Origin of the sequence: Alkalihalobacterium sp. APHAB7 (genome assembly GCF_048323755.1) — a bacterium.
GTDB lineage: Bacteria > Bacillota > Bacilli > Bacillales > Bacillaceae_F > Alkalihalobacterium.
Map to the genome: position 1 here is coordinate 121,832 of NZ_JBLWFS010000005.1, position 13,881 is coordinate 135,712.

General features: G+C 37.1%; 12 protein-coding genes. 1 reads left to right on the plus strand and 11 read right to left on the minus strand.

Going from position 1 to position 13,881, the window contains the following annotated elements; translation table 11 throughout:
* Positions 1-217 precede the first annotated feature (217 nt).
* The 5 genes from ACNSTQ_RS07495 to ACNSTQ_RS07515 are packed head-to-tail and all read right to left on the minus strand — an operon-like array spanning position 218 to position 5,201.
* Complete coding sequence (locus tag ACNSTQ_RS07495) at positions 218-1,648, minus strand: NAD-dependent succinate-semialdehyde dehydrogenase (protein WP_418199232.1); 1,431 nt, start codon at positions 1,646-1,648, stop codon at positions 218-220.
* A gap of 19 nt (positions 1,649-1,667) precedes the next feature.
* A complete protein-coding gene (locus tag ACNSTQ_RS07500) occupies positions 1,668-2,366 on the minus strand; it encodes an alpha/beta fold hydrolase (RefSeq protein ID WP_418199233.1) in 699 nt (232 codons plus the stop codon).
* Positions 2,367-3,515: an acyl-CoA dehydrogenase family protein gene (locus tag ACNSTQ_RS07505; protein WP_418199234.1), complete on the minus strand. Its 1,149-nt coding sequence runs from the start codon at positions 3,513-3,515 to the stop codon at positions 2,367-2,369. It lies immediately after the preceding gene.
* Positions 3,516-3,555: 40 nt separating this feature from the next.
* On the minus strand, positions 3,556-4,398 hold the full coding sequence (locus tag ACNSTQ_RS07510) for a 3-hydroxyacyl-CoA dehydrogenase NAD-binding domain-containing protein (protein WP_418199235.1): 843 nt from the start codon (positions 4,396-4,398) through the stop codon (positions 3,556-3,558).
* Between the two features lie 38 nt (positions 4,399-4,436).
* On the minus strand, positions 4,437-5,201 hold the full coding sequence (locus ACNSTQ_RS07515; RefSeq protein ID WP_418199236.1) for an enoyl-CoA hydratase/isomerase family protein: 765 nt from the start codon (positions 5,199-5,201) through the stop codon (positions 4,437-4,439).
* A 322-nt stretch (positions 5,202-5,523) separates the two neighbouring features.
* Here ACNSTQ_RS07515 and ACNSTQ_RS07520 point away from each other — a divergent pair, with 322 nt between their 5' ends.
* Positions 5,524-6,318, plus strand: a complete 795-nt coding sequence (locus ACNSTQ_RS07520; protein ID WP_418199237.1) for a hypothetical protein — start codon at positions 5,524-5,526, stop codon at positions 6,316-6,318.
* Between the two features lie 41 nt (positions 6,319-6,359).
* Here ACNSTQ_RS07520 and ACNSTQ_RS07525 read toward each other — a convergent pair whose 3' ends face one another.
* The 6 genes from ACNSTQ_RS07525 to ACNSTQ_RS07550 form a co-directional block, all read right to left on the minus strand.
* Positions 6,360-7,154: an enoyl-CoA hydratase/isomerase family protein gene (locus tag ACNSTQ_RS07525; protein WP_418199238.1), complete on the minus strand. Its 795-nt coding sequence runs from the start codon at positions 7,152-7,154 to the stop codon at positions 6,360-6,362.
* Positions 7,155-7,260: 106 nt separating this feature from the next.
* Complete coding sequence (locus tag ACNSTQ_RS07530) at positions 7,261-8,634, minus strand: sigma-54 interaction domain-containing protein (RefSeq protein ID WP_418199239.1); 1,374 nt, start codon at positions 8,632-8,634, stop codon at positions 7,261-7,263.
* Positions 8,635-8,808: 174 nt separating this feature from the next.
* Positions 8,809-9,258 (minus strand): universal stress protein, encoded by a 450-nt coding sequence (locus ACNSTQ_RS07535; RefSeq protein ID WP_418199240.1) that lies wholly within the window; start codon positions 9,256-9,258, stop codon positions 8,809-8,811.
* A gap of 16 nt (positions 9,259-9,274) precedes the next feature.
* The gene (locus ACNSTQ_RS07540; RefSeq protein ID WP_418199241.1) at positions 9,275-10,453 is read right to left on the minus strand and encodes a thiolase family protein; all 1,179 of its coding nucleotides are present in this window, start codon (positions 10,451-10,453) and stop codon (positions 9,275-9,277) included.
* A gap of 28 nt (positions 10,454-10,481) precedes the next feature.
* Positions 10,482-11,834 carry a hypothetical protein gene (locus ACNSTQ_RS07545; RefSeq protein ID WP_418199242.1) on the minus strand — a complete coding sequence of 451 codons (1,353 nt, stop codon included), beginning with the start codon at positions 11,832-11,834 and terminating at the stop codon, positions 10,482-10,484.
* Between the two features lie 200 nt (positions 11,835-12,034).
* Positions 12,035-13,651 carry a long-chain fatty acid--CoA ligase gene (locus ACNSTQ_RS07550; protein WP_418199243.1) on the minus strand — a complete coding sequence of 539 codons (1,617 nt, stop codon included), beginning with the start codon at positions 13,649-13,651 and terminating at the stop codon, positions 12,035-12,037.
* Positions 13,652-13,881 lie beyond the last annotated feature (230 nt).

Here is a 13,881-nt window from a genome sequence, read left to right on the forward strand (position 1 = left end):
CAACCACAAATTGTGTATAAATTATTTACGTTAAATTAACGGTTTCCTTACATATTGAAAGGATTGTGGATAATTCCCTTGTTTATCCACATGATTATTCACAAAAAAAGTGGTTTTTCGACACATTTTATTTAGGTTTTTCAAATTTTTCATCATCATTTATAAATTTATGTGGATGAACGAAGAAATGAGGCTGAAGTTTCAGCCTCACTCTTTCTTATATCGAAAAGCCTCCAAGTTTTGTTTCTAAATACTCATGAATGCCTTCTTTTCCACCTTCGCGTCCGAGGCCACTTTCTTTCATACCTCCAAATGGGGCTGCGGCTGCAGTCGGGTTAATATCGTTTATGCCGATAATTCCGAACTTCAATTTTTCAAACATCGTCATCGCTCGCTTTAAATCATTTGTATAGACGTACGCAGCTAATCCGTAGTCTGTGTCATTCGCCATCTTCAATACTTCTTCTTCCGTGTCAAATGGAATGATCGGAGCTACCGGACCGAATGTTTCTTCATAATAAATAGTCATCGATTCATCAACACCGGTTAATACAGTTGGTGAATAGAATGTACCTTTATGAAGAGGTTCACTGATTATACGCTCACCACCAATCGCCACTTTAGCTCCTTTACTCGTTGCGTCACTTACTTGGTTATGAACTTTTTCTAGTGCTTGCGTATCAACGAGTGGGCCGATCGCAATTCCCTCTTCTAGCCCATTTCCTGCTTTCATTTTACTTACACGTTCCACAAATGTTTCAGTGAACTTGTCAATAATACTTCTGTGGACAAATATTCGGTTTGGACTTATACACGCTTGACCCGTATTTAAAAATTTCACAAGGGTTGCACCTTTTGCAGCATGAACAGGATCTGCATCATCGAAAACGATAAAAGGTGCATGGCCGCCAAGCTCCATCGAAACTCTTTTCACTTGTTTTCCTGCTTGTTCAGCAATATATTTCCCTACTTCTGTAGAGCCCGTAAACGTAATCTTCTTAACTGATTTATGTGTTAAAAATACGTGGCCAATTTCTTCTGGCTTTTCAGTTGTAACTAAGTTCACGACCCCATCAGGAAGACCAGCTTCTTCAAATACTTTAAACATTTCAACCGCACATAACGGTGTTTGTTCTGCAGGTTTTAATACGACCGTACAACCAGCTGCAATGGCTGGAGCTATTTTTCTAGTAATCATTGAAATCGGATAATTCCAAGGCGTAATCGCACAAACAACTCCTACAGGCTGATGTAGCACCATAAATCGTTGGTCTTTTCGTGGGGAAGGCAAAATCTCACCGTTTACTCGTTTCGCTTCTTCTGCATACAATAAGAGAAAATCTGCGCCATATTGGACTTCATTTCTTGCTGCTTTCAATGGCTTACCTTGCTCTTTTGACATCATAACTGCTAGTTGTTCTTTCTTTTCAATCATAATTTCATAGGCTTTATAAAGATAGTTAGAACGTTCATAAGCAGTTAGTGAAGACCATGCTTCAAATGCATTTTCAGCTGCATGGATCGCATTCAGAGCATCTTCAGCTGTCCCATTTGCAACCGTGTCTAGCACTTCACCGGTAGCTGGGTTAAACGAAGAAAAAGTGTTTCCGCTTTCTGGTTGTTTCCAGTTTCCATTGATATACAACACAATAAATCGCTCCTCATGTTTATTTGACGTTTACTGCTTTTTTGACTTGATCACAAAAAGCTTCAATTTGTTGTGCAAACTGTTTTGGCTTCTCTAGTTGAACGTAATGCCCAGCACCTGAAATGACTTCTAACTGGACATTTTTATTAGCATTTGCAATTTCTGTTTGTGCATTTGGAGGTAGTAATTTATCCTCATCACCATAAAGAGCTAAAATAGGAACTGCCAATTGAGAAATCGTTGTTTTTCCATTTTTATATTGATCACACGCTTTAAAATCATTTAAAGCAATTGTTACTGGCGTTTGATCTAGTTCTGCCTTCTCTTCAGTCATTAGACTTTCATCTGTCGCTTTGCTATATGAAGCTAAGAAAAGAAATTCCGGAAATTGCCCCATTTCTAGTTGGCCAATAATTTTCGGGTGGACAGGTAGTTCGTAAAAAGATGCAGCTAATACGAGACCTTTCACATGAGGGTTGATTGCAGCTAGTTCAATACCTACCATTCCGCCCATTGAATGACCTACAACAATAACGTCTTCTGTAATCGTATCGGATAAGCGTTTAGCATAGTCTTCAACTGACTCAGCGATCACTTCTTGGTTAGACCCGTGTCCTGGTAGGTCGATACTCTCAAACGAAACACCATTGAAATGTTCAGCCATTTTCCGCCACTTACTACTTGAACCGCCAGCACCATGAATAAATAATAGTTTCATTTATTTCCCTCCTAACAAATTTCTCGCGACAACTAAACGTTGAATCTGGTTTGTACCTTCATAAATTTGAGTAATCTTAGCGTCTCTCATCATTCGCTCTACATTGTACTCCTGAATGTAACCATACCCACCTAACAATTGGACGGCATCTGTCGTAACTTTCATCGCTACATCAGAAGCGAACATTTTGGCCATCGATGACGCTTGCGTAAGTTCTGGATTTTTACCGGTTGCCGTTAAATCATTTACTTTTGCTGCTGCACGATATACGAGACCTCGGGCAGCTTCTACTTGTGTCGCCATATCCGCTAACATGAATTGTACACCTTGGAAGGAGGCAATCGACTTACCGAACTGTTCTCTTTCTTGTACATACTCTAATGCAGCATCTAAAGCACCTTGAGCGATGCCAAGCGCTTGAGCAGCAACGGTCGGTCGCGACTTGTCAAAAGTTTTCATAGCCGCCATCCAACCTTCACCTTCAGCGCCGATCATATTTTCAGCTGGAACACGACAGTTTTCAAAGAAAAGTTGAGCTGTTGGCGATCCTTTAATTCCCATTTTCTTTTCTAACTTGCCGACTTCAAAGCCTGGAGTTTCTTTTTCAACGACAAATGCTGATATACCATTTTCTGTTTGCGCAAATACAGTGTATAAATCGGCAACCCCACCATTACTGATGAACATTTTTTGGCCGTCAAGAATATAACTGTCTCCGTCTTTTACCGCACGTGTCTTTAAGCTTTTTACATCAGAACCAGCGCCAGGCTCTGTTAACGCATAAGCAATTACCTTTTTGCCTGAAGCAACATCTGGGAGAAAACGTTGCTTTAACTCATGACTTCCGCTAATGATTATCGGCAACGCCCCAAGCTCTTGGACCACAACGACCTGTGAAGAAGATGCACACACACGTGCAATTTCTTCTACTATCGTACAAAAGCTAAGTAGATCTAACCCGGCCCCACCATATTCTTCAGGCATATTCGCTCCGATATAACCGTATTCAGATACAAGCTTCAATATATCCCAAGGATACTGTGCTTCTTCATCAATTTCCAACGCACGTGGCTTAATCTTTTCTTGAGCTAATCTATGAATCTCTTGTTTAATTTGCTGATGCTCTTTCGATAATTCAAAATAACTCATTCATTCTCCCCCAATTTCTAATTAATCACTCTCGTGTATCTTAGTACTCGTAAAAGCCTCTGCCCGTTTTTCTACCCAGGTGACCTGCTCTTACAAGTTTTCGTAATAAAGGTGCTGCACGGTATTTTGAATCTTGTGTTTCTTCATATAGAGAATCCTGTACGAATAATAACGTATCAAGTCCAATTAAATCAGCTAATGCTAACGGTCCGATCGGATGATTAGCGCCTAATTTCATTCCTGTATCAATGTCTTCAGCACTTGCAATTCCTTCTTGTAAAACAAAGATTGCTTCATTAATCATTGGTACTAAAATGCGGTTAACAGCAAACAACGGTGCTTCTTTAACATCAATTGCTTGTTTTCCTAAAGACTCTACTAAAGTTTTTGATTTTTCATATGTTGCTTCTGTCGTATCATATCCACGAATTAACTCTACTAATTTCATAACTGGCACGGGATTAAAGAAATGGAATCCCATTACGCGACTAGGGTCCTCTAGAACACTCGCCATTTCCGTAATACTTAATCCTGACGTATTGCTGACGATTAATGTTTCAGCACCTACAATCTTATCTAGCCTCTTGAAGATTTCTTTCTTCAATTCCATATTTTCATTTACAGCTTCGATGACACAATCCACTGTTGCTAGATCCTGCCAATTTGTTGACGTAACTAGTCGACTTTGATACTCTTCAACTTGTCCTTCCGTAATCTTCCCCTTCTCAACTGCACGCTTCCAATTTTTATTGATTTGTTTTAATCCTCTTTCAAAAAATGCCTCTTCTTGCTCAACAGCCTTTACAACGTACCCCGCTTCTACACAAACTTGAACAATACCTGATCCCATCGTCCCAAAACCAATTACACCAATATTTTTCATCTAATTTCTCCTCCTCAATTATTGTATAGTTCTAATTCTTATTTTCTTGTAAAATTAGGTTCTCTTTTCTCAAAGAAAGCAGCTACACCTTCATTTTTATCTTCAGTCTCACATAGCGTACCGAAATATGTAGCTTCCGTATGCAATCCTTCTTCTAATGATTGATCAAGTCCTTCATTTACTGCTTTTTTTGCAGCTCTCACAGCTAATGGACCTCTTTTCGAAATTTTCTCAGCCCATTTTCTAGCCTCATTCAATGCTGATTCTTCTGTTACTTCTTCAATAATTCCAACTTTATATGCCTCTTCAGCTGAAAGGAATTCACCCGAGAAGATAAGCTGTTTTGCTTTTCCACTACCGATTAAACGTGGTAACCTTTGCGTCCCTCCATATCCTGGTAATATTCCTAGCTTCACTTCTGGTAAACCGAATTGCGAGCGACTTGTTGCAATTCTAAAGTCACACGCAAGAGCTAACTCTAACCCACCGCCAAGTGTAAACCCATCAATTGCGGCAATGACAGGCTGTTCGAGATCTGCGATTTGTTGAAAGATTTGTTGGCCTTTCTTTACGAGCTCTACCCCTGTCTCCTTTGTCAAGTTAGGAAAATCTTTAATGTCTGCACCAGCAACAAACGCTTTATTGCCTCCTCCAGTAATAATAATCACGTTAACATCTTCATTAATTTTATTTACAATTTCTGAAAGTTCTTCTAGTACTTGCTTTTCTAACGCATTTACTGGAGGTGAATCAATTGTGATTGTTCCAATTTGATTTTCTACCTCATATTTTACTTTTACCATTGTATACCCCTCCTAAATTAATTAAATAATCTTCACTCTTTATAGTTGCAAAAATTGTGCCAATTTTTGCAACTATCCTATTCACTCTTTTTTCTTGGATTATCCATTTATCATTTATATAGTTGTTTCCTATAGAAACATTGCATGTTTCTATAGGAAACAACTGTTTCTTAAAGGAACACAAAATAGCAGTCGCACGAAGTTGCCCTTTTATTACAGCTTAAGTATAATATTTAAAAATCAAAATCTTAAAATAATCCTAATTTTTCAGTCTTTTTAATGTGAAGTTGCATCCATTTAAACTAGTCAAGGAGCTGATAACATGTTGGTTTATGCACTTAGTGGTCCAAGTGGTACTGGAAAAAGTACAAGTGCCCTTGCATTTGCCTATACTAAAAAAATTCCTGCAATTATAGATGATGGTCTATTAATTTATAATGGTAAAAAAATAGCCGGTACTTCCGCAAAGTTCGAAAAGAATTATATTACAGCTGTTAAAAGAGCTACTTTTTACTTCAAAGACCATCAGAAAGAGGTTCAGAATGCCATAAAGAAATATCATATTTCAAAAATATTAATCATTGGCACTTCACCAAGAATGGTCCACTCTATTTGTTCTGCACTTGAATTAGGAGAAATTGATCACCTATTCGATGTAACTGAAGTAAGGTCTTCTAAAGAAATTAAGATGGCTCAGTACGTTCGGTTAACACAAGGAAAACACGTGATCCCAGTCCCACACATTCAAGTTGAGCAAAGTTTCTTTAAGCGATTAATTAAACAAGGAATGAAAATAATATCACAAAAAGAAGAAATCATTGGAGAAACAACCGTCGTCTACCCCGATTTTGATCGGAACTCCATTCAAATTTCAAATAAAGTATTAAACTCCATAGCCTTATATGAATGTGAACATATCACTCAAGTTAAACAGTGTCATTACGTCCATGTTCAAATGACAGCACTACCTTCTGTTGAGGTATCTATCAGTCTCAATCATCCAATACAACAACCAATTCAAGAGATTGGAGAACTGATTCAACAAAAAATTCACCAAGCTTTTCAAGATTATTTACATGTTGAAGTTTATTCAATTCATGTTCACATCGTTAAGTAACGTATAGTAAATTCATGTCTCTAATGGCGCATCTTGCTTTACTAGATTCTTCTCTTAAAGTTTGGTCGCCTTTTTTCTACAAAAGAAGCTACACCTTCTGGAAAATCATTCCGATCCACAAAAGGGGTTTCTTCCTGCCATAATTCTTCGACACTGTTTACACAATTTGCAACAGAACGTTTAATTGCTTTAAGGGATGCGGGAGACTGGGAAGCAACTAGTTTCCCCAACCGAATAGCATAACGGTCAAGTTTTTCCTCCTGTATTAAATAATTAATTAAACCTAAACTTTTACATTCTTCAGCATCATAAATTCTACCTGTGTATACAAGATCCTTTGTTCGACTTGGACCAATTAAACTAACTAGCCTTTGAGCAAATTTATTATTTAAGGTAATTCCTAACCTTCCTACCGGAATCCCCATCTTGGTAAAATTTGATCCTATTCTAATATCACAGGCTAGTGCTAACTCTAACCCAGCTCCCATCGCTGGTCCATTGATGACACCAATTGTCGGTAAAGGTAATCGTTCAAATGTAGAAATAGCTCTTTCCATAAGGAGAAATGACGCTTCCGCTTCCTCTACAGACATCTCATGAAATTCCTTAATATCTGATCCTGCAGTAAACTGTTCTCCAGCTCCCCTCAATATTACAACCTTATTTTTCGGATTATCTAAAATTTTTGCCCCAATCTCTGATAATTGTGTCCACATATTGCTCGTTAGGGCATTTTTTGAACGAGGACGACTTAAACTAATAATTGCTAAACCTGCTGTTTCTTGGTAAGTAATTTTTGCATCTCCATCTTCCATTCTCTGAATTAGAACTTTCATATATATGCCTCCTTGCTTTTATTAAAAATCTATTTAACAGTATATATGCAAGTAACGTGCCAATTTTACAGAATAATAGAAGAGGGTAATCAAAGTTGTATGTTTGTTATAACATATCGTATTTTTTAAGTTTGGAATAAAAGGCTTTTCTGCTGATTCCTAGTGTTTTAATCGCATCTGAACGATTTTTACTTACCTTAATCACTTTCTCAATAAGATTTCTCTCTGTGTTTTCTAACACTTCATTCAGTTGATAATTTGTGTTTTTCTTATCGACATATTCTCTTTGCAGTATATGAGGATCTGCGAGTTTACTTTCTGTTCCTTCTCGAATGTAATCTGGAATATCTTCGAGTTCAAAATGAGATTTAGAACATACCGCAACCATATGTTCTAACACGTTAAATAATTCTCTTACATTTCCTGGCCAACGATATTCCATCAACACCTCTATAATCTCTTCGTCTACTATTACGTGCTTTCCATATTTGGATTTCAATTCACGTAATAGGTTATCTATTATAAACGGTATATCTTCTTTTCTATCTCGAAGAGGAGGAATTGTAATTGGAACGACATTAATCCTGTAATATAGATCTTCTCGGAAAGTCCCTTTTTTTATTTCTTCACTTAAATTTCGATTCGTTGCACAAATAATACGAATATCCATTGGAACGGCTTTCGTCCCACCAACCTTGTTAAACGAACGTTCTTGGATAACGCGTAGGAGCTTCGCTTGTACATTTAACGACATTTCTCCAATTTCATCTAAAAATAACGTACCACCACTAGCTAACTCAATCAATCCTTTTTTGCCACCTTTTCTAGACCCTGTAAATGACCCTTCCTCAAACCCAAACAATTCACTTTCAAATAAAGCATCCGGTATTGAAGCGATATTTATTGGAATAAAGGGCTTACTATGTCTTGTACTCGCTTCGTGAATGGCTTTTGCAAAAACTTCTTTTCCTACTCCACTTTCACCGTATAACATAATCGTGGCATCCGTTGCAGCCACTTTTTTAGCTAGAGAAACGACTGTCTTCATTTTATAGACATTACTGTGTAACAAGGAAAAATTCTTTTGATCTAATTGTTTTCTTAGCTCCGATGAATACATCTTATAACGGTTCAGTTCTTCCTGTAGGTTAGTCACTTCACTAATATCTCTCATAATGGTAACAACACCAGTCATCTTACCTTTTTCTATTAATGGTGTGATATTTGCACAGACATCTTTTTTTAGAGAGTGGACATAACTGCAATCATTAATAAGTGGCTCACCGCTTTTTAAGACTTCAATAATTCTAGAATTTTCTTCTATTTTATGTAAGTTTCTGCCGATAATTTTTTCTTTAGGCACATTAAATTGTTCAGTGTATGCTTTGTTCACATATGCTACTGTATAATCAGTGAGAACAACAATTACTGCATCATGAAGAGATTCTAAAATAGATAATAGTTGATGGTCTAACTTCATCTGCATTCTCCCCATTCAATTCGTATTTTTATAGCAATTGTTCAACTTGCAAAATATACTTAGCTGCCCTTCATTAAGATCAATATATAGAAAGGTGACTCATAAATATCCTGGCCTCAGAATGCAAGACGAAAGGCACAGTGATCTGATCTTATGAGTCACCCTATAGAAACATTATTTAATAATCATAACAGGTATTGAAGAAGTTTGTGCAACTTTATGACTAACACTTCCTAACACCATTTCTTTGAAACTACCAAGTCCACGACTTCCAATAATGATTAAATCAACGTTTTCTTTTTCTGAAAACTGACAAATAGAATTTGCCGGGTCACCTTCAAGAATGTAATATTGAGAAGTACCTCCATTTTCTTGCACTTCTTGTTTTGCACGGTTAATTATTTGTTCAGCTTCTTCTTTCTTTACTTCTTTCAGTTTCTTTTTGTAATCATATTGAGCTGTTGAAAAATCACCAATAATAATAGGTGCTGAACCTGTATCCGGAACAATGTGAATAACCGTTAATTGCCCCGAAACATCTTTTACATGTTCTACCGCCTTTTTTAAAGCAAGATAACTATGCTTTGAACCATCAATCGCAACTACTACTTTTTTAAATCCCATTATTTCTCCTCCTCAGTTATATTGATTCTATAATAAGTGAAATGCCTTGTCCGCCACCTATACAAAGTGACGCTAGACCGTATTTCTTATTTTGAAGCTTTAATTCTTTCGCCAATGAATATACAATTCGAGCTCCACTAGCCCCGACAGGATGCCCTAGTGCAATTGCGCCACCGTTAACATTTGCTTTCTGACGATCTAACCCTAATTCTTTTTCAACCGCTAGATATTGAGCTGCAAACGCCTCATTGATTTCGATTAAATCTATATCTTGGATCGTTAAACTAGCTTTCTGTAATGCAATTTTACTAGCTGGAACTGGACCTATTCCCATATAAGCAGGATCAACTCCTGCAATACCCCATGAAACAATTTTAGCTAATGGCTTAATATTCCTTTCTTTAATAAAGGTTTCACTAGCTAAAGTGACTGCAGCTGCACCGTCATTAATACCGCTTGCATTTCCAGCTGTAACCGTTCCCTCTTTTTTAAATGCTGCATTTAGCTTACCTAATTTTTCAACCGTTGTATCACCTTTAATATGTTCGTCTTTATCTACAACCACTTCTTTTTTTCTTACTTTTAAAGAAACGGGGACAATTTCTTGATCAAAACGTCCATTTTCACGCGCATTAGCAGCTAATTCATGTGAACGTACTGAAAATTCATCCTGTTCTTCTCTACTAATGTTATATTTTTCAGCCAAATTTTCTGCAGTCACACCCATACCGCATCCAGCATGATGATCTGTCAAAGTTGCCCAAAGCATGTCATCAATTTTTGGTGCTTGTAACTTACTTCCGAAGCGTGTATCTCTTAATACGTGCGGTGATTGACTCATGTTTTCTGCTCCGCCAACTAAAGCTGTTCTACCATCACCTAACATAATTTGCTGTGCTCCAGAAACAATTGCTTGTAATCCTGAACCACATAATCGATTGACAGATAAGGCTGGAGCTCCATGAGGAACTCCAGATTTTAATCCGATATACCTAGCAAGATATGAAGAGGATTGATTGGTATGAATAACGTTACCAAAAAACACATGGTCGATTTGTTCAGGAGATATGTGGCTACGTTTCATCGCTTCTCGACTAGCTGTAACTCCTAAATCAATATCTGAAACGTCTTTAAATGCTCCTCCAAAAGTTCCAAATGCTGTTCTTGCTCCTTCAACAATATAAACCGCTTCCATTTTAAATCACCTTTTTCTAAAACTTTTTTTATGCAGATTTCTCTTCAGAAACTAATTCAGTCTCTTTTGGCTCCTTACCAATTAGTAAGATGTACAATATGATACCTGCTCCAATTCCCCACGCAGGACCTTGAACAGCTGTTAAAAGACCAATACCAAGAACTAACCCTCTTGATGTATTGTTAGATACCATTGACATTGCAACATAAGCACAAGCAAAACCAGTTAAAAGAAGAGTAAGCGATAATGCTACAGGTAACAACGGAATCATAATACCTATCATTGGTGTAAAGAAGGCTAAAGGTAAAGATAACCAATACCAGTTAACTGGTCCTGAGAAAATCGTATCCAGTGCTGTTCTACTTTTCTTATACCGCTCTAAAATATATACTTGGATACCTGTCCACATAGGTCCATGCAATGGTATAAGTACTCCACCCGTGAATAGTTGTCCAATGTTACGGAAAACTAACGCAAAATGTGTACGTGTATGGTTTACATCTATCTTTTCATCAGGTCGAGCCTTCGAAGCATCCTTTAATAACGTATCTGCTACAAGAAGGTCACCGAATACGAGAATGTAGACCATGATTGAAATAGGAATAGCAGCTACGATCACTGACCAAGTTGGAAACCCTACACCCCAAGGTGAAGTCGCTGCTAATAATTCTCCAAATTGTGGAACAAAAATACCCCATTCTATCTCGAATTTTAATTCTCCAGAAAGGATACCTGCTATACTCGCAGCAACAAACCCCATTAATATAGCATTTGATGTAACTATTACTTTTGCCTTTGTATTTGGTAACTTATTAAATGGGATTGAAAACATAATAACTAATACAACAATCCAAGATGTAATCAACGTAATAGGTAATGTTTGAACTCGTGTAAGTTCAGATTGAAACGCTGCAATCGCAGCCCCCATTATTATACCTGCCTTTAAAGTTGTTGGTATTAGCTTATTAAACCTCGCTCCTAAACCCGTTATACCAAAGAAAAGGAACAAGGTTGAAACAACTAAGGTGATAGCTATCATGGCTTGAACAGCCTCAGCACCTGGAGTAAAGCTTCCTAAAAATACTAATATTAATGGTAATGCAGGCGTGATCCAACCTGCAGCATAAGCATCCCCGAATAAAAATGATTGAGTCCATACCCAAAAGAGTTGAATAGATACAATCGACCATGCGACACCAAAAGGAATATCAAAATATTGCATCATTAGGGGGACAAGTGCTCCACCTGTCGCTAACGATAGAAAACCTCCTTGAATAACTTCAGACCAAGTAATTGGTACATGTACACCAGGTAACCTCAGTGTAAAAGGCCCCCACTTTACACCTGGCTGTATACCGCCATATTCACGTTTTTTTAGCATAGTAAGCCCCCTATTATAAACCTCTAAGTTCCTATGATTTATAATTTAATAAAAATATAAAATTTTCAGTTAAAATGTTTGAAAAGAATAGGGGATTATTCCCTAATGTACCGATTTTTTTTATGATTTGTTCATGCTGGTGCCGGTATTAAATTCACTATTAAATTTCGGATTTTTTATTTTATTGTCTAAGATATTAATCAGGATACACTCATTTTTTCTTCAAGTTGACTGCGCAACTCACGTTTTAAAAACTTCCCAACGGTTGTCTTTGGAATTTCATCGATAAATAATACTTTATCAGGAAGCCACCACTTTGCAAATTTAGGTGTCAAAAATTCAATGATATCTTTTTCTGTAACTTTATCCTTGTATTCCGGCTTTAAAACGACACAAGCAACAGGACGTTCTAACCACTTTTCACTAGGGACAGCTACTACAGCAGCTTCAAAAACTCCTTCATGTGCCATTAAAGCATTTTCTAAATCAACAGAAGAGATCCATTCTCCACCGCTCTTAATTAAGTCTTTTGTTCGGTCTACAAGCTTAAGGGTTCCTTCCTCATCAATTGTAGCGATATCACCAGTATGAAGCCAACCATCTTTAAATGTATCAATCGTTCTGTCATCTTCAAAATAACTATCAGCGATCCAATTCCCTCTTAATAAGAGCTCACCCATGTCTTTTCCATCCCACTCAACTGGTCCCTGTTCATTAACAATTTTCATTTCAACACCTGGAACAAACAACCCTTGTTTTGATCGAATTTCAAGTTTCTCTTCGTTGCTTAATTCTTGCTGATAACTCTTAATACGAGATAAAGCTACAATTGGTGTTGTTTCCGTCATACCATATGCATGCATAAATGGTATCCCGTAATCCTCTTCATATTTTTTAATCATGGACATTGGTGCAGCTGACCCACCGCATATAACAGCTCTTAAACTACTCATTTCACGTTTCTCTTTTTCTAGTAAATTTAAGACGCCAAGCCATATGGTTGGTACACCGGCTGTAATAGTAACCTTTTCGTTCTCAATTAATTCAGTAATCACTTCAGGGGTGAAATTTGGTCCAGGTAAGACTAGCTGTGTACCATACCAAGCAGAAGCATACGGTAATCCCCATGCATTAACATGGAACATTGGAACGAGCGGCATACAAACATCACTTTCAGAAAGCGCTAACGTATCTGCCATACCAAGCATCATACTATGTAGAGTTAGAGCACGATGACTGTATAGTACTCCTTTGGGGTTTCCAGTCGTGGCCGAAGTATAACACATACCTGCCGGAGTATTTTCATCAATGTCTTTTCTAAATTGAAAATCTTTGTCACCTTGGTTAATTAAATCCTCGTAGGAATATAGAGGCTCTAATGTTGTTTCTGGTAGTTCTTCCTGATCTGTCATTAGTATAAAAGCTTCTACAGTCTTTAGTTCATCTTTCACACTTTCAATAATCGGCAATAAGTCCTCGTCAATCAGTAGTATACGATCATTCGCATGGTTGATGATATACGAGATATGTTCTTCAGATAAACGAATATTCACCATATGAAGAACTGCACCTAAACTCGGAACAGCAAAATACGTCTCAAGGTGACGATGTTGATTCCATGCAAATGTTGCAACCTTGTCCCCCTCTTTTATTCCAAGTCTTTCAAGAGAACTTGCTAACCTGCGAGTTCTTTCACCAATTTCTTTATAATTTAATCGATGAGTCTTAGATAAAGTCCTTGATACGACACCCTTCTTAGGAAAAAAGTTCTCAGCGCGCTCTAACATCGAACTTATCGTTAATGGAACATTCATCATGATTTTTATTCCTCCCCTATCCATTTCTATCTTTACCGACCGACCGACCGGTCAGTTATTTTAAATTTTAAGAAAAATCTGCTAATAAGTCAACTATAAATCGAAATAATCTGACTATATTAGACAAAGTTTTCACTAAAAATAGTTACATATTTTTCATTACTGGTATAAGCTAATTTTTCAGATTAACTATATTTATATACTAAATCTTTATTTCTAATCATATTTAT